The organism is Cupriavidus sp. L7L (assembly GCF_004353535.1).
Taxonomy (GTDB): Bacteria; Pseudomonadota; Gammaproteobacteria; order Burkholderiales; family Burkholderiaceae; genus Cupriavidus; species Cupriavidus oxalaticus_A.
Genome location: NZ_SMNY01000045.1, coordinates 1 through 19,445, shown reverse-complemented (window position 1 = coordinate 19,445; position 19,445 = coordinate 1). Strand labels below are relative to the sequence as shown.

Genomic DNA, 19,445 nt, shown 5'->3' with positions numbered 1-19,445 from the left:
CATGACAGACATGACGCCAGCCTACCTGGACCCCGAAATGCGCCGCAACGACCTGGCGTGGATCGACTGGCCTGCAATCGAGGCCTTCCTGCGTGACGAACTGATTTGCCGCGTCGGCGTCCATGACGAGCCCTATCCCTACGTCACGGCACAGAGCTTTACATTTACAGGCGACGCCTTCCTGATTCACAGTTCGCGCTTCGGCAAGCTCGCCGCGGCAATCCGCGCCGATCCGCACGTCACGATTGAGGTCGACCGCCCAGTGGCTTTACTCAAGGCACCTAAGGGCCAGAACACCAGCCTCGAGTACTACAGCGTCATCGCGCGCTGCGTGGCAACGGTGCGCGAGCACACCGACGAGATCCGCGCGCACCAGTACGTGGCGCTGGACAAGTTCAGACCGGAGAAGGATTACACCCCAATCGAGGATGGCGCCGCCAGCCAGATCGTGGCTTACCGTTGCGAGATTCGCTCACTCTCAGCGAAGAAGCGCATCCTCGCCGACGGCCAATACTCGCCGCCCGGCCAGCCGCGAGCCCCTTATCTGCGCTATCCCTTCCCAGCCGGCGCAGCGCTGTCATCACTGCCGGAAGACGCTTTCGACCCGCGTCGCTTCGCCAATCGCTGACCCTCTCCGCGCGGCTCTCCGAACGGGCCGCCTCGCCGAACGGCACGCCTCGCATGGCGTGCCGTCGTCCTTCCTGCTTCTCTCTCCACATTTCTCGCTTCTCGCTTGCCGTAGCTGGTAGCGCCGCTGCCGACCGGGTACGTGCCTGACTGTACGGGTGCAATCACGCTCGTTGGCGCCGCGGCGACAGTGCTTGGCATCCGCACGCGCGCTGCGCCAGGGCCGCCGCGCGACAGTAACGCTAGACATGCCGCATGGCGATGTTGCGCGCGCCGGCTCGCTGGGATGCCGGCCGATACAAGACAGGAGACAAGATGAAACTGACCCCGGTAGAGCTGATGCGGGTACGCGTCGGCGACAGGCTCGAGCGGTTGCCCGTTTGCAGCTACCACCGCTTCCTATTCATGGTGATTGCGCTGGCCTTCTTTTTTGACAATCTAGACCTGGCCATGATGACGTACCTGCTTGGCTCGATCCGTACCGAGTTCGGCCTGACCAGCGCGCAGGCGGGCATGCTGGGCAGTGCGAGCTTTGTCGGCATGGCCATCGGCGCGCTCAGTTCCGGCATGCTTGCCGACCGTTTCGGCCGCAAGCCGGTGTTCCAGGTCAGCATGATTGTCTGGGGCGTCGGCAGCTTCCTGTGCTCAACCGCTAATGACCCGGTCACGCTGGGTATTTATCGCCTGCTGCTCGGCGTAGGTATGGGCATGGAGCTGCCGCTGGCGCAGACGCTGCTGTCCGAGTTCATTCCCGCGCGACAGCGTGGGAAGTACCTAGCGCTGATGGATGGCAACTGGCCGATCGCCTTTATCTGCGCGGGATTGATGTCGTACTACGTGTTGTCGGCATACAGCTGGCGCACCATGTTCCTGCTCGGCGCGGTGCCGGCGCTGTTCCTGTTCGTGGTGCGGCGATATGTCCCCGAATCTCCGCGGTGGCTCGAATCGAAAGGCCGCCACGAAGAGGCTTCGGCCCTTGTCGCACGGATCGAAGCCACCGTGATGCGCCGCATGAAACTGTCTTCGTTGCCTGAAGCGGAATCCAAAGTCGTCAGCCCGGATGCGGAAGTCTTCGGCGTCAAGGTGCTGTGGTCGCCGGAATACCGCAACCGAACGCTCACGGTGTGGGGGTTGTGGTTCTTTGCCTTGCTCGGCTTCTACGGCCTCAATACGTGGATCGGCGCACTGCTGCAGCAGACCGGCATGGGCGTGACCAAGTCGGTGCTCTATACCGTCTATATCTCAATCGGCGGCATCCCGGGCTTTTTGTGCGCGGCCTGGGCGGTGGAGCACTGGGGCCGCAAGCCGGCATGCGTAATCACGCTGGTGGGCGGTGCCGTGATGGCCTTCGTCTACGGCCGCGTCGCTGGCATGAGCCCGGAACCGATGGCACTCTTCCTCGCCGGCGGGCTGATGCAGTTCTTCATGTTCGGCATGTGGGCGGTGCTCTATACCTACACGCCGGAGCTATATCCGACTCGTGCCCGGGCCACGGGCTGCGGCATGGCGTCCACGGTCGGCCGCTTCGGATCGCTGATCGGACCGACGCTGGTCGGCGTGGTGCTGCCGCTAGCTGGGCAGGCCGGCGTGTTCGCGTTGGGCGCCGCCTGCTTCCTGGCCGCGGCATTCATTGTCTATTGCTTCGGCATTGAAACGCGCGGCGAATCACTGGAGACGATCTCGGCCCACTAACCGGCGAAGCGAGTCTAGCGGAAGGGGCGTGCTGACACCGCCCCATTTGTGGCAACGGTCTGCGGGGTCAAGCTTAGCCGACCCGCCGGACAGTTCGTCAGGCCAATGAAGTTCCTGGCTCAGGTGCCTCTTGACAACCCTTCTGAGCCAATCGCCATGACGTCGAAAAAGTGCAGTTTATGGCCGGACTTAAGTCAAACCTCAGGTCGAGACGCCCCTTTCGCGCCGAGTTCGGTAAAGGTTTCGGAAACCCAGTCAGCGATGTAATCCTTGGCATTAGCCTGGTTGTCCGCGCTACAGTGCTCGACGCCGCCCTCGCGCTGAGTGAAGATTTTCAACTCTCGCTTCGGGCTGTTTATGGCTCCTTCATACAAGCGACGCGCATCGTCGACTGGGATCTGGCGGTCGTTTGAGCCATGAACGATCAGCAACGGCACGGTGATCTTCTCTATCACCGTTGCCAAGGTGATGTCCGGGGCAAGTGCCATGAACTCGGCGAGCGAACTTTTGCCCCAGACCCATTGCACATGCTCCCAGTAGTGAGGCACGGGCCGGTCACCCTCGCGGGCCAGCCGCCGACGTTGCAACTCGCCCCAGTCGTAGATGGCGCCCCAGGCAACGCACAGCTTGAAACGCTTCTCCATCGCCGCCGCACGCGGCGCATAGTAGCCGCCGAGCGACCAGGCCGCGATGCCAAGCAAGCCGGGGGCGACATCCTCGCGCGTCTCGAGATAGTCCGCGACCGCACCGGCCCAGGTCTCCGCCTCGACGGTGGCGGAAAGCCCCTGCAGGCGCAGCGCCTCGCCGACACCCGGCTGATCGACGGCAATGCTTGATATGCCTCGCCTCGCCAGCGCTTGCTGGATGCCCGAGCCATAGATCATCTCTTTGGTGCTATCGAGTCCGTTGAACAACGCGACGCAAGGCGACGGCCCGCCGCCCGATTGCCGTGCCTGGACAAACAAGCCCGCGAGTGACTTGTCCTGATAGGAGATTTCAACCCGCTCGCAGTTCTCATCATGCAGGTCGATGAACTTTGCAAAGCTGTCGAGCAGCCTCCGGTAAACGGCCTGACGTGGCGCATAGTCGCGGTGCTGCATACGCTCGGCCGTCAAGTAGTAAATCGCGGCCCGGCCATGCTTGGCACCCGCACTAAGACGACGGTTGGCGGCCAGGTCCTCGTCGGCGAGCTCAACCAGTCGGTCCGCTTGTTCGCACCAGGCCTGGAAAAAGGCTTCCGTGCCCTCATCGTCGCCCCGTCCGGACACTTCTACCAGCTGCCGGCAGATGGCATCGACCTCACCGAGGCTCGCGCCCATCGCGAGCGCGAGGTTGGTGGACAGATTCCACACGTAGTTGTTGGGAAAGTACTCGAGCACGATAGCTCCTTTGGAACATTTGAGAGGCGGGATATCGAGTGACTGCGCTTGCGAGTGATCACGCCAGGCCTGATGATTACGCGCCCAGGTGGGACCGTGGCTTCAGTCCACGGTGATGCCCTTTGCGCGGATCAGTCCGCCCCATTTCTTAGCCTCGAGCCGCACCATCGACGACATGGCGGCGGGGGTGGCAGAGAGAGGTTCGCTGCCGAGTTCCTGGATCTTCGTCATGACCTCAGGCAAACGGGTGATCCGGGTCAGCTCGGCATTGAGGCGCTGGACAATTTCGCCTGGCACGCCTGCTGGTGCCCAGAGGCCATGCCAACCGAAGCTGACGACCTCGGAGTACGTCTCTGCGACGGTCGGCAAGGCCGGGAACTGGGCGTGGCGCTTCGGCCCGGTGTAAGCGATGGGGCGAACTTTGCCCGCCTTGATCATCGGAATGGCGGAGGCGGCCGGTTCGGCCATAAGCTGGACCTGTCCGGAGATGACGTCCGTCATCGGCCCGGCCTTGTACGGCACATGGAGCATTTGTATCTTCGCGGCCTGCGATAGCAGTTCCATGATGAGGTGAGGGAATCCCCCGACCCCATAGGACGCATAGGCGAGTTGCCCGGGATGCTCCTTCGCGTAGGCGACCAGTTCGTGGATCGACTTCACCGGCAGATCGTTGTTCACGACGACGAAGGAGCCCTGCGTCAGGAGCGGCGCAACGGGCTTGAGATCCTTATCCACATCGAATGGTAGCTTTCGATAGATGAACGGGTTCACCACAAACGCGCTCGACACGGTGTACAGCAGCGTGTAGCCATCCGGCGGCGCCTTCGCTACAGCATCGGAAGCGAGGTTCGCGCCTGCTCCGGGCCTGTTGTCGACGACGACAGGCACCCCAAAGGCCTTGGCAAGCCTCTCAGCGTAGATGCGCGCGTAGGTGTCTGGCGGGGAACCAGGAGGCCCCATGTTGACTAGCTTGATGGGCTTGACAGGCCATGCCTGTTGTCCGTTGGCAGCGTGCCACGGCAGCAGGCCGGCAGCCGCAAATGCGCCAGCGGCGCAGGCGATGAAATCTCGGCGCGTCGTGCTCATGTTCACTCCGATCAGCGGGTTGCCGGAATGACTGGCAAGAGCAGGATGGACGCATACTTCCCGCCAGTGTGAACGGTGGTCTGACCGCGGAACCGTTCAGGACTGCGATCCTCGGGATGATCGTGCAGCAACACTGATGACCCGCGCATCGACTTGCCGTAAATCTGCGGATAGGGTCCGGGAAGATCGTGCTCGAAGTCCGAGCCTCCGAGCGTAAGCACTAAGCGGTAGCCCTTCGGGAAGACAAAACACATCGGCCAGATTTCGACCTGCACCTCATAGATCTCGTTCGGCTCGAGAAGCTCGATCTCCTGGTGCGTATGTACCGGCTGATAGGGCGTAGATGCTTGTGGATCCAGCTTTCGGTGTGACGCTCTTAGCCATCCCTGCGCGAGGGGCGCGTTGGGTTCGACCGCCCCAACGATCAGGTGCTCATTGCCGTTCGGCGCGAAAGCCCGCAGTGTCAGGAATAGATCGGCATCTCGGGCGGTGGTCGATATCCAGAGCGTGGCAGCCAGCGGGCCCGTTACCTCGGTGTCGCGCTCGAAGGGTGCAGTGCTGAAGCTGACCTTGCCTGCCATGCCATCAAACGAGAGGCGCGAAGCAGTTTCGGATGGCTCTGTGCGCAGGGACTGCGCGCCAGCGTCCAGGTACATGGGCGTCCATGCGGTGCGCGCCAATGGCCACTCATGCTCGTCCCGCTCCTGAAGACCATCCACGTGGCGCACTTGCATCTTGATCGGCGGCTGCTGATCCCAGCCGTTATCCTCACCCTTGAGGAAATGGTCGAAGAACCGCTTCTGCAGCGCTACCCCGTAGTCGGTATAGAATTCCGTCCAATGTTCGAGCCCGTGGAATTCGAGCCACTTCTGCTTCGAGCCGGCACCCAGATAGCCTTGGACATTGCCGCGCAGATGCAGGCCATGGCCACCCCAGTTTGCGCAGGAAAGCACCGGCACATCGATTGCACCCAAGTCCGGACGGCGGCCGTCGAAGTAGCTATCGGTGATGAGCTCCGCGCTCAACTGCATCGCGTTGATGTCCACGCGATTGGCGAGCAGTTCCTCGTCGCTGAGCTCGGCCGGCCCGGAGATAGGTAACCCGGTGTTGGGATTCACATGCCCACGCCGTCCCAGACCGTGCTGCACGTTTTCGACCTGCTTCGGATACCAGGCCACCATGAAGGTATTGAGGATGCCGCCATGCCGGCAGGCGTCGCGATAGTAGTCGGAGAACCCCTCAAACGGGCAAATCGCGGCAAGATGGGGAGGACGTTTCGCCGCCACCAGCCATTGGGTCGCGCCGTAGTAAGAAACGCCGGCCAAGCCGATCTTCCCATTGCTCCACGGTTGTTCGGCTGCCCATTCGATGCAATCGTGGAAGTCCTGCGCCTCTCGCGGGGAGAAGCAATCGATGACCCCCGGCGATCGACCAGCGCCGCGCGAGTCCACGCGCATGCAGATGTAACCCAACGGTACCCATCTCTCCGGATCCGCGGTTTCCCAGTTCGCGTATTTTCCGCTGCTACCCTTCAAGATTTCCGGATGCTTGGCTGTGAGCGACTTCCACTGGGCGGGGTAACCCTCCTCAAAGGGCAGTCCCTTGGCGTACGGTCCATACGACATCAACACAGGGTAGCGTCCCTCCGCCTCCGGCCGAAAGATGTCGGCTCGAACCACCGAATCATCGTCCATCGTGATTTCAACGTCCCAATCGATCTGCATGTCTGTCTCCTGATCGGTCTAATTTATAACAGTCAAAACTTGTGGCGCAGGCCCAGCGCGAAGCTGGTGCCGCTTCCCTTTCCGGCAATCTTGTCGAACATCGTCACACCGTATATGTCCGTACGCTTTGACAGGACGTAGTCATAACCGCCGGCAAGTCCGTGACGCCGATAGTCGGGCATGACATCGCTGCGTACGCGTGAAGACACTGCGGACGCCAGGATTTTCCCGCTGCCGGCCGGAATCTGCGCACCAACCTGCAGTGTGTCGGTCGTCGTCGATGCTCCGCTGGTGCTCGTGTGGGCATACTCGGTCAACAGCTTGACTACATTGAAGTCATAGGAAACTCCCCCAACCATTGCGGTTTGCGCCGAGCTTCCGGCGGGAAGTCCTGGGCCCAGCCGTGTCCGCTGGATGGCGAAGCTGGCCGATAGCGGACCGCGGTCATAGAGCAGCATTCCAACGACATTGTTCTGCGAGTTCGTGCCCGCCTGCTCACCCGGTCCGTACAAGCCGCGGAACGTGAATCCAGCGATTTCCGGCGAGTAGTAGCCGATTGCGTTGTTCCAGGCGGTGTCGCCCGCAATATATCGGCCCTGCTGGGGCGTCCACAGCACGTTCTGAAGTGGCGAAAACTTGGTGGAGCCGGAGAACGCATCGAACAGTGCTGTCGCCAGGAATGTCGGATTGGCGAGCCGGCCGAGGCGCACCTCGCCAAAGCCGTTCTCCAGACCAACGTAGGCGTTGCGGGAGAATAGGCCATCCGTCGGGGACCGTCCATTCGCGCCCGTATCCACCTGGAAGAATCCCTCCAGGCGGAAGTTGGCCTTGAGCCCGCTTCCCAGGTCTTCACTTCCCGTCATGCCCCAAAAGGATGTTTGCAGGCCTCCGCTGTCCACGCCCCTTGTAGAGGGTTGCCCGCTTAGATGGGTAATGCCAATGTATGCGTCCGCGAGTCCATACAACTGTGTGCCTGTTGCAAAGGCAGAGCACGGTAGCGCGGAAAGGGCTAGCGCGTACCACGGCACTACCGTCCGCGAGCTTCTCGAACTCTGAGCTTTGCTGCCGGCCCTGTGATAAAGGACTCGGCTCGCTTGTCGTTCCTTGTGCAAGATTGGTCTCCTCTGTTTCGTTTGCGTCGGACACATCAAAAGATCAGTGCGGCAAATCGCGCATGCACTGGCCCACGGATGGGGCAGTCTTCCATCCGGGCGGCAGGGCAATTTGCGGTAGTTAGCGGTGTGTCACCGCACGTAAGCTGGAACGGTGGAGGGTGGTGCTCGCCGATTCCTGCGTCGATACCATCAGGCCGGCGCAGGCGACGGCAGCACGGTTGCATAGTTGAGGCCGAAGCCGATTCGCGCGTAGGTTTCTCGCTCGCACCACCCTCGGAACACCACGGTGTCGCCGTCCTCGAGGAACCCTCGTGTCTCGCCGTCGCCGATATCCACCGGATTCGTCCCGGATGAGGTCAGTTCAATCAACGCACCGGCCTCACCGGGAGTTGGGCCCGATATCGTGCCGCTGCCTAGTAGGTCGCCAGGCTCCAGGTTGCAGCCTCCGACCGTGTGGTGGGCGATCATCTGGCTCAACGTCCAGTACTGGTGCCGGAAGCTGGTACGGGTCAGCCTGTTCGGTTGGCGGCCCTGAGCCAGCTGACGCGCGCTGAGAATCGAGACCTCCAGCTGGATATCGAAGGCGCCGGCGGCGGCATTCTGCGCCGAGCGAAGGTAGTCGAGCGGCTGGGGCCGCCCCGGGTTTCGCGACCAGCCCGTGCGGTAAGGCAGCAGGGCATCCAGCGTGACAATCCAGGGCGACAGTGTGGTTGCGAAGTTCTTGGCGAGAAAGGGCCCAAGCGGTTGCATCTCCCACGTCTGGATATCGCGCGCGGACCAGTCATTAAGCAGGCACAGTCCAAAAATATGCTGCTGCGCGCTTGCCAGTGGGATGGGCGTGCCTCGTGCATTGCCGACACCAATCACCGCACCGACTTCGAGCTCGTAGTCGAGTCGCTGGCAAGGTCCGTGAACGGGCGCGCTGCGCGGATCTGGACGGTACTGTCCCATCGGCCGATAGACCTGCTGTCCGCTCACGTCGATCGAAGACACGCGACCGTGGTAGGCGATAGGGAGCCAGTCGAAATTCGGGTAGACCTCAATACCAAACTGGCGGCAGCAATTCACGGCGTGGTCCAGAGAGGTATAAAAATCCGTGTAGTCGCCAATGCGCACAGGAACGGCATGCTCGGCATCCGCCTGCGGGATCAGTGCTTCACGAACCTGACGTTCCCGCAAGCTGCCGGCCAGCAAAAGCGAAAAGAGTTCATGGCGAAGTGCTCGCCAGAGCTCTGGGCCAAGTTCGAGCAGGCCATTAAGCGTTGGCCCGGCAGCGGCCCACATGGCTTCAGCGGCACCGTCCCGCAGTCCCGGCAACGCTTGCAAAGCGCCAAGGTCGACAATCTGGTCGCCGATGGCTACACCGCCACGCCAGGCTTCGGCGCTGCCTGCCCGACGGAAGACTCCAAGCGGCAGGTTCTGCAGCGGAAAATCACAGCCCGGAGCATTGGCCGAATCCAGCCAGCTACGACGGGAGGCATCATGGGTGTGATTTAGTTCCATGGCGATCTCAGGCGGCATTGAGGGCGTCGTCGAAGATGGCAACGGCTCTTGTCCAGCCGGCCGAGGCGCCGCGAATCTTGTGAGGAAAGCACGAGATATAGAAGCCATGCGGTGGCAGTGCCTCAAGGTTGTGCAGCTTCTCCAGGTGGCAATAGCCGATGTTTCGGCCCGCCTTATGGCCTTCCCAAATCAGGGAGGCATCGTGCGTCTGCGCAAATTTCTTGGCGGTATGCACGAACGGTGCATCCCAGCTCCACGCGTCGGTGCCGGTGAGTCGTACGCCACGCTCAAGCAGGAACATAGTGGCGTCGAGACCCATGCCGCAGCCTGACGAAACATAATCGGGCTGGCCGTAGCGCTTACCAGCACGCGTATTGACCACAACGATCTCCAGTGGCTTGAGGACATGCCCGATCCTGTCGAGCTCAGACTCGACGTCTTCGGCGGTGACCACATAGCCATCGTCCAGGTCGGTGAAATCGAGCTTCACGCCTGGCTGGAAGCACCACTCCAACGGCACCTCGTCAATGGCGATGGCGCGTTCCCTCTGCCCCAATGCCTCGTTCATGGTGCTGTGGAAATGATAGGGAGCGTCCAGATGTGTGCCATTGTGTGTACTGAGCTGAACGTGTTCGATGGCCCATCCCTCGCTGTCCGGGAGGTCTGAAGACGTCAGTCCCGGGAAGAACGCCGTTACCTGCTCGGCAGTGGAGCGGTGGGATAAGTATTCAATCTGAGGTCCGTATCCTGGCGGGTCGGAGACGACATCGTTCTCCAGGTAAATCGAAAGATCGACGAAGCGGCGGGTCATGGAAGCGAATCCTTTATGGAGATGCGTAAGAAGGAGAAGGGCTGACTCAACTGGCATCCAGCGACGGTATGGCATTCCGCGATGCAGACGTGTCTGCGGCGGCCTCCTGCTCGTTGGCGGCGCGCGGCAACAGAGCCACGACGCCAGCGGAAAGCAGGAACAAGGCGCCACACAATGCGATGCCTGGCGCAAAGCCGAACGCAGTTGCCGCCGAGCCCAGTGCCAGTGGAGAGAAGGCGGAGATACCGCGGCCCACGTTGAAGCAGAACCCGGCTCCGGTTGCACGGATGCGTGTCGGGAAAAGTTCTGCGAAATAGGAGCCCACCAGCCCGGCAAAGGCCATGAAAAAGGCGAATACCGGTCCAAGCATGAGCAACGTGGCATGGTCCGTGACGAAGGTATAGACCGGGAGGGTCAGTCCGGAGCCGATCAGCGAAGCAATTACTGCCCGTTGCTTGCCGATGCGGTCCGCCAGCACGCCGAAGACGTTGTACCCCAGGAACATGCCGATGTTCAGTACGGCCACAAAGCTTGCCATGGTGGCGACATCGAGACCTCTTTCCCTGACTAGGAAGGTCGGCAGCCACGTCGAAGCGCCCCAATACGCGGACAGCGCCAGCGCGGAGGTTGCAGTACCGAGCAGAGTGGTTCGCAGCGTGCCGGCCGCAAACAAGTCGGCGAGCCTTGCACTACCCGCGCCAACCGTGGCTGACGAGCTGCTAGCCCGCTGTGCGCACCAAACCTGCGATTCCGGCACGCGCAGCCAGACGTAGACAATAGCGATCACCACAGCGGCGCCGCAGACCAGGAACAACATGCGCCAGCCATACAGCGGCAGCAGCCATGCGGCAGTCAGCGCGGCGACGGCAGCGCCCACGGAAAAGGAACTGAGAACGAAGGCGGTGGCCCGTCCGCGCTGGTGCGCGGGCCACGTTTCGCTGACATGTGCAGCAGCCGCGCTCCAGACCCCGCCCAGACCAAGACCGGCAAGAAAACGCAGCAGGAGGATATGACGCCAGTCAGTGGCAGCGGCAATTGCCATTGTCAGCGTGCCGAATGTCACCAGCGACAGCAGCAATGCGGTGCGCCGGCCCAACGTATCGGCCAGCCGCCCCATTACTACGCTGCTCAGCCCGATGCCAAGCAGCGTGGCGGTAACAAGCAAGCCGGCCTGAGACTGGGTGATATGCAACGATGCCGTGATGGCCGGCATGGCGATGGCAAGGATGATGATGTCCACCGCGTCAAACATATAGCTGAGGAAACAACCGATCAGCACGCGCCACTTGAGCGAGGCAGGGTTACTGGACATTGAAGCGTCTCCTTATTGTGCCGGTCCGGTCAGGGAGTCCGAAGCCTCAGACATAACTGACTGAACGTACGTACAGTGCGATTTAGACGGACTGTACGCTCGTACAGTCCGGAGATGCACTAGGGTAAACGCGGGTGCCGGAATCACCATGTGAGGTTCGCTACAATGGCGGGTCAAGAACGCGGAGGCAGCATGGAAGGCGGGGAAGCGCGGAAATCGGCGGTCGGGGCCCGAAGCAGGGTGCAGAGGCATGAGCCGGACTCGCCGGCTCCGGAGGCGAGCAAGCGTGAACGCGTGCTCGACGCAGCAGAGAGATTGTTTGCCGAGGGCGGCTTTGATGGCGTGTCGATGCGCGATATCGCGGCAGCGGCGGAGGTTGGCTTGCCGCTGATCGTCTATCACTTTGAGACCAAGCAGAATCTTTACCGCGCGCTGTTTGACCGGCGCAAGACGCTGTTCGACGCGCGTTTGGAAGCACTGCGTACCCCTCTTGCCGACGGCGAGGATCCGGTCGAGCACCTTGTTCGGGCGTTTGTCGAGCCGGTGATACGAATTCAGGACAGGGAAGAGGGCGTCGCCTATGCCAAGCTGGTCGCACGCGAGGCTTCCGACCCGAAGGCGGCCGTGCGCAGCGTTGTTGCCGATTACTTCGACCCCTTTGCCATGGAATTCGTGAAAGCGATCCGCAAGGCTTTGCCAGGCAACGATGCAAGCTATGCATCGTGGGCTTATTTGTTTGCGGTCGGGGCGCTGGTCATGAGTGTGTTCGACAGCCGTATCGAGCGAATCTCTGGCGGCAAGGTCAAGACGGGCGACTTGCGGCGTAAGTCAGAGTATCTGGTGACGTTTATTTCGGCAGGAATTCGTGCCGGTACAGTGGCGAAGTCTTCGTTACGATGAGCTTTGTCGTGCAGGGTAAAGCAAAAGCCCTCGTCTGCATGCCATGATCCACTTTAAGGGATGCCCTGAAGCGAAACTATGGCGGAATGCGTGACGTCACCAGGGCATAGCCGGCGACTCTGCCACCCCCAGTCGTTGCGGGTGTTGGCTGGTTGCAATCCGTTCCGCGTATCAGATCGGGTAGATCTGCCGATGGCGGGATGTCGCGGGCTGCAATGAAGATGCGATCGCGGCGCCGAAGCGATGACCGCCACAACCGCTGACAAAAGGAAGGACATGGTCATCGCTGGCAGACGGGGGGCAACGTAGCGCGCTCGGGAGACTGGGTCGCGGGCTGGAGGCGGAACAGTCCACCGACGCACGGCAGCAGGCGGAGGTGGCCGCCAGCGTTGGTTCGTATGCGGGTCAGGGGACGTCTCAGGTTGCTCGGTCATGGCCATGGCCGCGATCGGAATGAAAACCCACATTAAGGATATTCTGGGAAGTTTTGTTGCCCCGCTGCCGCGCCGCTTCAATTCTTGAATTCGTGCGGCGCTTCGTATATTTTCGAGGGGCATTCCGGTGGTTGCCGCCGTGCCGGCCGGTGCCTGTCTCGATGATCGGATTCATACAAGCCACACTCGAGGGCGCATTCCCGCAACAAGGGCTGTCAACCCCGTCCGCGCAGTGCGCGCGTGACCCTGCGCAGTTGCTTATCGCTCCCCGCTCCTGCCCATCCGATTGGAGCTGCCATGGATGCAGTCCGGACATTGCTTGAAACCCAGCCGCTGCTCACGCTGTTCCTCACGGTTGCACTGGGCTATGTCGTAGGCGAGATCAATATCAAGGGCGTGTCGCTCGGTTCGGGCGCGGTGCTGTTCGTGGGGCTGGCGATTGGCGGGTTCGCGCCGAAGTCGGCGCCGCCTGCCATCCTTGGCACCTTAGGTCTACTGCTCTTTCTCTATGGCATTGGGATCCAGTACGGGGAGCAGTTTTTTAAGGGTCTGACCAGCCCCGATGGCATCAAGGCCAACGCCGCTGCGGTCCTTGGCGTGGTCGGCTCCGGACTGGTCGCGGTTGCGTTGGTGCCACTGGTCGGCGTGAAGCTAGACGAGTCGCTAGGCATGTTCGCCGGCGCGGGCACCAGCACGGCAAGCCTGCAGGCCGCGATGGCGGCGATGAAGAGCGATGGCGCCGCGGTGGGCTACAGCGTGGCATACCCGGTCGGCGTGGCAGGGCCGATCCTGTTTCTGTATGCCCTCACCGCGCTGCTCAAGCCGAGTATCGTGCGACCACCACCAAAGCTGATCGAGACCGCCGAGATTGCGCTGACAAACCCAGCGTTTATCGGCGTGCGGCTGTCGGAGGTGGTAGCGCGCCTACCGGACGGGGTGGCGATTGCCGGACGGGGTGGCGATTGCCGCCGTGCGTCGCGCTCACCACAACCACCCGTCCGCCGACGACTTGGTCCTGCAGGCCAACGACGTGCTGCTCGCGACCGCCACCGATCCGGCCGTGCTGCGTGAAGCCACCTCGCTTTGCGGGGAACTGCAGCCGGGCCGCATGACAAGCCATCGCGAAGACCTGGACTATATGCGTGTGTTCGCTTCAAGCCGGCTCGTGGTCGGGCACACGCTGCGCGATATCCGTTTTCCCGAAGGCGTGGTCTGCTCGATCGCCCATGTGCGGCGCGGCGATGCGGACCTGATGCCCCGCGATGACCTCACGCTCGAGTTCGGTGACCGCGTCGGCCTGCTGGTCAATCGCGCCCACATGAAGCCGATTCGCGCGCTGTTCGGCGACTCCATCAAGGGCACCGCCGAGCTGAGCTTTATCTCGATCGGCATCGGCGCGGCCCTCGGGCTGCTGGTTGGTCTGATACCAGTGCCCATTCCCGGCGTCGGCACGCTGGTGCTGGGGCTAGCGGCGCTGCTGCTGGTCGCCCTCGTGCTCGGCCGGGTGCGCCGTCTCGGACCGTTCGTGTGGACCATGCCGCTGTCGGCCAACCTGGTCCTGCGCAACTTCGGGCTAACCATCTTCCTGGCACAAGTGGGCATTGCATCCGGGCCGAAGTTCTTCGCCACCATCGGCGTAACCGGGTTGTCCTTCCTGATCTATGGCGTGATGATTCTGCTTGCCCTGCTGCTGATTACTGCGATTTTCTGCCTCTGGGTTTTCAGGCTGCCGTTCGACCTTGCGGTGGGCGTGATCTGCGGCGCGACCGGCAATCCCGCCATCCTTGCCTTTGCCAACCGCGTCGCGCCCACCGACCGGCCCGACCTCGGCTACTCGATGATCTTCCCGTCAATGACCATCGTGAAAATCCTGTTCGTACAGGTCGCCGCCACACTGGCTGGCGGATAGTGCAGGGCAACCTGGGCGAAGCGCGCCATGCGATTCGCCGCGGAGACACATCATGGAAATCGCCGTCTTCAGCGCAAAGTCCTACGATCGTCAACATCTCGATGCCGCGAATGCGGCTGAAGGCCATCAGCTCAAGTACTTCGAAGTTCCCTTGGACACCGAGACGGTCGGCCTCGCCGCGGGCCACGGCGCAGTGTGCATCTTCGTCAATGACCGGGCCGATGCGACCGTGCTTGAAGCGCTCGGACGCGGCGGCACCAGGCTAGTCGCACTGCGCTGCACGGGGTTCAACAACGTCGACCTGAAAGCCGCGCAGGCTCTCGGGATCAAGGTAGTGCGCGTTGTCGACTACTCGCCCAACTCGGTCGCCGAGCACGCGGTGGCTCTGCTGATGGCGGTCAACCGAAAGATCCACCGGGCCTACAACCGCACGCGGGACTTCAATTTCTCGCTCGAAGGCCTGATGGGCTTCGACCTGTGCGGCAAGACCGTGGCCGTGATCGGCACCGGCAAGATCGGCCGTGTGTTTGCGAAAATCATGGTCGGGTTCGGTTGCAACGTGATCGGCTACGACAAGTACCCATCCCCGGAATTCGAGGCCCTTGGTGGACGCTACGCGGACGAGGGAGAAATCGGTGCAAGCGCGGACTGCATCTCGCTGCACTGCCCGCTCACGCCCGAGACTCATCACATCATCAACGCCGAAACGCTGTCTCGCGCCAAGCCAGGCGCCTTGCTGATCAACACCAGTCGCGGCGGGCTGATCGACACGGAAGCAGTCATCGCGGCGCTCAGGAGCGGGCAACTCGGCGGGCTGGCGATCGACGTGTACGAGCAGGAGGCGGGGCTGTTCTTCCGCGACCTATCCGGCACCATCATCGACGACTCCGTGCTGCAGCAGCTGATCACGTTCCCTAACGTGATCGTGACCGGGCACCAAGCCTTCCTCACGCGCGAAGCCGTGATGACCATTTGCGAAACAACCTTGCGCAGCGTGACGGAGTTCGAAAGCGGCAAGTCGCTCACGAACGAAGTCAGCGCCAGCTGAACGCGGCTGTCGGCCTCATGTCGCGCCCCGCTAATGGCATAAACCGCTCCCGGAAAAGCCCGCCGCCCAATCCACGATCGCGCGCACTCGAGACGCCAGATGCTGGGGGAACGAATACAGCGCCACCAGCAAATCTTGCCACCGCCACAGCGCCAACAACCGCAATTAACCGGCCAGCATCGATTGTGCAGCGTGCCGTGCGCGGCTAGCGAATCGGGTCTGGCCCACAGCACCGGACGTAACATCCGCTCGGTGTCGAACTTACGCACGGGCGAGTGGTTTGGAGACCGCGCCAAACCGGGGGCTGACTAAGCGGCAAGGCGGTGGTCTCCGTCACGCCCACCGCCAACAAGCTCTACAGCCTGGTGCGCAAGGGCAGCATGGGCACGCCCGCCGAGGTGCTGCGGGCGTTCTGGCAGGAACTGCGCGGGCGCACGCGCGTCACCATCGACCATCCCGACCTGCCGGAGGCGTTGAAGGACATCGCGGCCGGGGCGGTCCAGACCATCTGGCAGGCGGCCAACGAGGCCGCCAGCGCCGCCGAGGCCGAGCGCGACGCGGCACTGGCCGAGACCGCGCTCGTCGCGCAGTTGGACGCCGCGCGGCAAACCATCGAGGAGGGTCAGGCGACGCTGGCCGCGGAGCGGCAGGCGCACGCGGCGACCCAGGCACGGCTGGATGCGGGGCGGGCGGAACTGGAGGCCGCGGGCCGGCAACTGGCGGAACTGCGTACCCAATTCTCGACGGAGCTGGAGCGGGCACGCGAGGCCGTGACGCTCGCGCAGGAACGGGCGGAAGCCAGCGAGCGGCGCAGCCTGCGCGAACAGCCTTTCGTTGACCACCTGTTTACTGTGAGGTCAAAGCTCAGAGCAGTTCATCCAAAAATGTTCACTTTCGGTGGTTCGGTGCTCTGGCGGTTGCTTGTGGCCCTCGGCATTCCTGCATCGTCACTAGTGACCACAGTGCTGGTCCGGAAGCACGCATGCCATGACGAAATTGTGAGGAACCGGAATGGGTCGCCGCGTTTCCGAAAAAAATGGCTCGTCAGCGGAATCTGTGGGTGAATCGAGGCGCGGTCAGGCGTTCGGCGACCGATTCAGATAGTGGTAGAGCTTTCGGCAGGTTGCATCAAACGAATTCTGCTCGGACTCGGAGATACGTGGCCAGATGAGGGGGCCGCCGTCCTCCTCGATAAGGTTGTGCAAGAGGGTCACCACGGGCATGGCAAGGGCGTCGGGATCCTCGTAGCGTCGCCGGATCATGTCGCCGCCGAGCATCCAGAGGTGATCGCGGTGGCGAAGAAGTGTCTTGCGTGCGTATCCCAGGGTCAGCAGATGCTCGAGGAAAGGCGTGAATATGGCCACGATTGCCTGTCCGGGCGGGATATCCTTGTCTTCAACGCGCCACGACGCAGGCCATTCCTGTAGGTCGGGCACATATCGCGCCAGTGTGTCTAGATCCTGCGCGACAATAGCCGGTTTGCCCTTGCCGCTCGCAGCCCTGCTAGCCATGTTGTTGACCCGTCTGCTCAATGCCTGCCACCATTTTCCCGGTTTTGTTTACGAAGGTGCGCGGCTGTGCGAGGTCACCCAGTCCATCGAAATCGACGTACGTCCGCGCAAGGGTTCAAAGGCAATCTGCTCATGCTGTAGTCGGCCCGCACGGGGCTACGACACGCTCGCACAGCGCAGGTTCGAGTTTATCCCGGTGTGGGGCTTTGCAGTGTTTCTGCTCTATGCCATGCGCCGCGTTGACTGCCGCGATTGCGGCGTGAAGGTTGAAGAGGTGCCGTGGGCCAGCGGCAAGCACACGTTGACGAAGGCTTACATGCTGTTCCTGGCGCAATGGGCTCGCAAGCTGTCCTGGAAAGAAACGGCACAAAGCTTCCGGACCAGCTGGGAGAAGGTCTTCAATGCAGTGGAATGGGTGGTGCAGTGGGGACTGGCCCATCGTGAGCTGGGCACGATCCGCGCCTTTGGGGTCGACGAGATCCAGTATGGCCGTGGACACCAGTACCTCACGCTCGTCTACCAGATCGAGGCCGGCTGCACGCGGCTCCTCTGGGTCGGGCAGGAGCGCACGAAGGAAAGCTTCGCTAGATTCTTCGCCATGATCGGCGAACGGCTATGCGAAAGCGTCGAGTTTGTCTGCTCCGACATGTGGCAGCCCCCCAACGCTTGCGTGGATCGGCCCATGTTCTTTCAGCCCGGTAATGTCCGCCGGGTTTCAATTCGCACTTTAGGCGGTCTTGAGGGTGTTCGAGGAACGCCGACGGAAGAATGAAGCAGCTTTCCGGGCTCGCGGATCGGGGGCGTCCAATGTCGCGCGGAATGCTGATAGTTTCCATTTGTGCACATACAGGCGCCTTGCACTAGGTTTCTGATTGTCTGGATGGTAAAAACCGACCGCAGTGAGCAGCCATGCCTTCCGCCACTTCCGAAGTCGTACGCCTCTTCCCGCTGCCGATCGCCAATTCGACCCGCACTGCCACTCGCTTTGTCGGTCGTCGCGACGGTCTCGAAGTGGCGGATTTTCTGCGCCGTGCCGTAGCGAGCGCGGATTCCGGGGAGCCATAGAAGTGCTCGGCCGCCTCCTGACTTTGGGATCTGGCTAAGCATGTCCTCGACAGGGCTCCCCGGACGACAGCTCGGGCCCGGCCAGATAGTCAACGCGCGCCGGTGCCCTGGGTGGGGACGGACGAAGAACTTGACAATACTATCCGTCGCATGCGCGAAGTTGCGTCCCAGCTAGCGCGATGCATGGCCGTTCGTGACCGAGTTGATCAGTACGCCATCAACATAGACGGAAACGGGCTCGCCATCGGGCTACATCAGCAAGCTGCCGCTAGTGTGCCCGCCCGGCAGTTTCATCATGCCGCCATGCACGGCGGCCATGTCGTGATGGTCAAGTTCGTCGGCCATGGGAAGGTCGGTAATTTGAGTGTGTTCATGGCGTGCTCCTGATCGATGTGAAATTTCGTGTCGAGTGGGAGTTGCAACATGTGCTTTGATCAAAGCATAGGCCGTGCCAAAGCTTGCAGCGATCCGTGCGACGCACGGCCGGGCCCAACAGAACAAGGAGAAACGACCGTCTCAAGGCCGTCTGCGCGACCGATCACAGCCGGCGTAGCCCACGTAGTTGGTGGATTTTCCGACAGGGCGCGGCCGACCCTCGCGGCGCCACCGACAGCCCGAGCCGGACATCCAGCGTGTCCTGTCACAACAATTGTTCGCCTTAAGCGGGCGCCTGCCTGGCCTTGCGACACGATTTGAACGAGCGGAACTGACCTGCTGCAATAGATAGCGGGCTGTATTCGACCCTGAACCGTCCTTCGGACTTGAGAGAGCGTAACGAACGACCGCTTCCGAAATACAACCGCCATTCGCCCGGCATAAATGGCGGACGAACGTTGAGCAAGGGGGACATCGGCATGCATTTGCAAGAGGTGCGGTCGCTGGGCCAGGATGGCATGTGGGAGCCTCTGCGAAGGCTGATGCTAAACGAGGTTTGCGGATCGACGATCGATTCACGAAGGTGGAGTCGCAGTGCCGCGCTGAATCAGTGAGATGGGCATCTCCGTACGGCCCGGTTCCGTGCCGTCCTGCAGCCATCGCAATAAAGCTTCCGCAGTCTTCTTGCCCAACAAGCTACTTTCCAACGCTACGGTTGTGAGGCCCGGCGTGACTTCAGCCGAAATCGGAAGGTTATCGCAGCCAACGATCGAAAGCTGATCAGGCACTTTGAGGTTTAGCGCTGTTGCCTCGAACAGACAACCGAGCGCTAACACGTCATTGCCACAAAAGACCGCCGTAGGCCTGGTCGATGCCTCGCGAAGTATGTTTCGCAGTCCGGTACGGCCTCCAGCAAACGAGTAGGGCTGCTCGCAGGCCGCGCCGGGGATGATT

General features: G+C 61.9%; 15 protein-coding genes and 2 pseudogenes. 7 read left to right on the top strand and 10 right to left on the bottom strand.

What is annotated here, in order from left to right; all coding sequences use genetic code 11:
• Position 1 precedes the first annotated feature (1 nt).
• Entirely contained in the window at positions 2-628 is a 627-nt protein-coding gene (locus E1J61_RS30580) for a pyridoxamine 5'-phosphate oxidase family protein (RefSeq protein WP_207951282.1), read from the top strand.
• Between the two features lie 314 nt (positions 629-942).
• Positions 943-2,319, top strand: coding sequence for an MFS transporter (locus tag E1J61_RS30575; protein WP_133097625.1), 1,377 nt, complete (start codon positions 943-945; stop codon positions 2,317-2,319).
• 194 nt (positions 2,320-2,513) lie between these two features.
• On the opposite strand, the gene E1J61_RS30570 is transcribed toward E1J61_RS30575, so the two are convergent.
• The 7 genes from E1J61_RS30570 to E1J61_RS30540 form a co-directional block, all read right to left on the bottom strand.
• Entirely contained in the window at positions 2,514-3,698 is a 1,185-nt protein-coding gene (locus E1J61_RS30570) for a S9 family peptidase (protein WP_133097624.1), read from the bottom strand.
• Positions 3,699-3,800: 102 nt separating this feature from the next.
• Positions 3,801-4,784, bottom strand: coding sequence for a tripartite tricarboxylate transporter substrate binding protein (locus tag E1J61_RS30565; protein ID WP_243737050.1), 984 nt, complete (start codon positions 4,782-4,784; stop codon positions 3,801-3,803).
• An 11-nt stretch (positions 4,785-4,795) separates the two neighbouring features.
• Complete coding sequence (locus tag E1J61_RS30560) at positions 4,796-6,508, bottom strand: CocE/NonD family hydrolase (RefSeq protein WP_133097623.1); 1,713 nt, start codon at positions 6,506-6,508, stop codon at positions 4,796-4,798.
• A 32-nt stretch (positions 6,509-6,540) separates the two neighbouring features.
• Entirely contained in the window at positions 6,541-7,656 is a 1,116-nt protein-coding gene (locus tag E1J61_RS30555; protein WP_243737049.1) for a porin, read from the bottom strand.
• A 156-nt stretch (positions 7,657-7,812) separates the two neighbouring features.
• On the bottom strand, positions 7,813-9,126 hold the full coding sequence (gene fahA / locus E1J61_RS30550; protein WP_133097621.1) for a fumarylacetoacetase: 1,314 nt from the start codon (positions 9,124-9,126) through the stop codon (positions 7,813-7,815).
• 7 nt (positions 9,127-9,133) lie between these two features.
• Positions 9,134-9,937 carry a cyclase family protein gene (locus tag E1J61_RS30545; protein WP_133097620.1) on the bottom strand — a complete coding sequence of 268 codons (804 nt, stop codon included), beginning with the start codon at positions 9,935-9,937 and terminating at the stop codon, positions 9,134-9,136.
• A 46-nt stretch (positions 9,938-9,983) separates the two neighbouring features.
• Positions 9,984-11,249 carry an MFS transporter gene (locus E1J61_RS30540; protein WP_133097619.1) on the bottom strand — a complete coding sequence of 422 codons (1,266 nt, stop codon included), beginning with the start codon at positions 11,247-11,249 and terminating at the stop codon, positions 9,984-9,986.
• 192 nt (positions 11,250-11,441) lie between these two features.
• Between E1J61_RS30540 and E1J61_RS30535 the strand changes: the two genes are divergently transcribed.
• Complete coding sequence (locus E1J61_RS30535; protein WP_133097618.1) at positions 11,442-12,149, top strand: TetR/AcrR family transcriptional regulator; 708 nt, start codon at positions 11,442-11,444, stop codon at positions 12,147-12,149.
• 417 nt (positions 12,150-12,566) lie between these two features.
• Here E1J61_RS30535 and E1J61_RS30530 read toward each other — a convergent pair whose 3' ends face one another.
• Positions 12,567-12,758, bottom strand: a complete 192-nt coding sequence (locus tag E1J61_RS30530) for a hypothetical protein (protein WP_133097617.1) — start codon at positions 12,756-12,758, stop codon at positions 12,567-12,569.
• Positions 12,759-12,880: 122 nt separating this feature from the next.
• On the opposite strand from E1J61_RS30530, the pseudogene E1J61_RS30525 reads away from it, so the two are divergent.
• The 3 genes and pseudogenes from E1J61_RS30525 to E1J61_RS30515 all read left to right on the top strand — a co-directional run.
• Positions 12,881-14,492 (top strand): annotated as a pseudogene (locus tag E1J61_RS30525) (aspartate:alanine exchanger family transporter).
• Positions 14,493-14,544: 52 nt separating this feature from the next.
• Complete coding sequence (locus E1J61_RS30520) at positions 14,545-15,540, top strand: 2-hydroxyacid dehydrogenase (protein ID WP_116387565.1); 996 nt, start codon at positions 14,545-14,547, stop codon at positions 15,538-15,540.
• 332 nt (positions 15,541-15,872) lie between these two features.
• Positions 15,873-16,403, top strand: a pseudogene (locus E1J61_RS30515) (DNA-binding protein); the annotation flags it as partial.
• Between the two features lie 213 nt (positions 16,404-16,616).
• Here the strand turns inward: E1J61_RS30515 and E1J61_RS30510 are convergent.
• On the bottom strand, positions 16,617-17,051 hold the full coding sequence (locus E1J61_RS30510; RefSeq protein WP_133097616.1) for a hypothetical protein: 435 nt from the start codon (positions 17,049-17,051) through the stop codon (positions 16,617-16,619).
• Between E1J61_RS30510 and E1J61_RS30505 the strand changes: the two genes are divergently transcribed.
• The gene (locus E1J61_RS30505; RefSeq protein ID WP_243737048.1) at positions 17,050-17,823 is read left to right on the top strand and encodes a transposase; all 774 of its coding nucleotides are present in this window, start codon (positions 17,050-17,052) and stop codon (positions 17,821-17,823) included. The two genes, E1J61_RS30510 and E1J61_RS30505, sit on opposite strands and share 2 nt — an antisense overlap.
• A 1,243-nt stretch (positions 17,824-19,066) precedes the next feature.
• On the opposite strand, the gene E1J61_RS30500 is transcribed toward E1J61_RS30505, so the two are convergent.
• The coding region (locus E1J61_RS30500) for a substrate-binding domain-containing protein (RefSeq protein WP_165971579.1) at positions 19,067-19,445 on the bottom strand (379 nt) is incomplete at its 5' end.

Excerpts from the sequence above, each read along its gene's own strand:
- E1J61_RS30580 (WP_207951282.1), top strand. The coding sequence starts at position 2 with ATGACAGACATGACGCCAGCCTACCTGGACCCCGAAATGCGCCGCAAC.
- E1J61_RS30575 (WP_133097625.1), top strand. The coding sequence starts at position 943 with ATGAAACTGACCCCGGTAGAGCTGATGCGGGTACGCGTCGGCGACAGG.
- E1J61_RS30565 (WP_243737050.1), bottom strand. The coding sequence starts at position 4,784 with ATGAGCACGACGCGCCGAGATTTCATCGCCTGCGCCGCTGGCGCATTT.
- E1J61_RS30560 (WP_133097623.1), bottom strand. The coding sequence starts at position 6,508 with ATGCAGATCGATTGGGACGTTGAAATCACGATGGACGATGATTCGGTG.
- E1J61_RS30555 (WP_243737049.1), bottom strand. The coding sequence starts at position 7,656 with ATGTGTCCGACGCAAACGAAACAGAGGAGACCAATCTTGCACAAGGAA.
- fahA (WP_133097621.1), bottom strand. The coding sequence starts at position 9,126 with ATGGAACTAAATCACACCCATGATGCCTCCCGTCGTAGCTGGCTGGAT.
- E1J61_RS30545 (WP_133097620.1), bottom strand. The coding sequence starts at position 9,937 with ATGACCCGCCGCTTCGTCGATCTTTCGATTTACCTGGAGAACGATGTC.
- E1J61_RS30540 (WP_133097619.1), bottom strand. The coding sequence starts at position 11,249 with ATGTCCAGTAACCCTGCCTCGCTCAAGTGGCGCGTGCTGATCGGTTGT.
- E1J61_RS30535 (WP_133097618.1), top strand. The coding sequence starts at position 11,442 with ATGGAAGGCGGGGAAGCGCGGAAATCGGCGGTCGGGGCCCGAAGCAGG.
- E1J61_RS30530 (WP_133097617.1), bottom strand. The coding sequence starts at position 12,758 with ATGAATCCGATCATCGAGACAGGCACCGGCCGGCACGGCGGCAACCAC.
- E1J61_RS30520 (WP_116387565.1), top strand. The coding sequence starts at position 14,545 with ATGGAAATCGCCGTCTTCAGCGCAAAGTCCTACGATCGTCAACATCTC.
- E1J61_RS30505 (WP_243737048.1), top strand. The coding sequence starts at position 17,050 with ATGTTGTTGACCCGTCTGCTCAATGCCTGCCACCATTTTCCCGGTTTT.
- E1J61_RS30510 (WP_133097616.1), bottom strand. The coding sequence starts at position 17,051 with ATGGCTAGCAGGGCTGCGAGCGGCAAGGGCAAACCGGCTATTGTCGCG.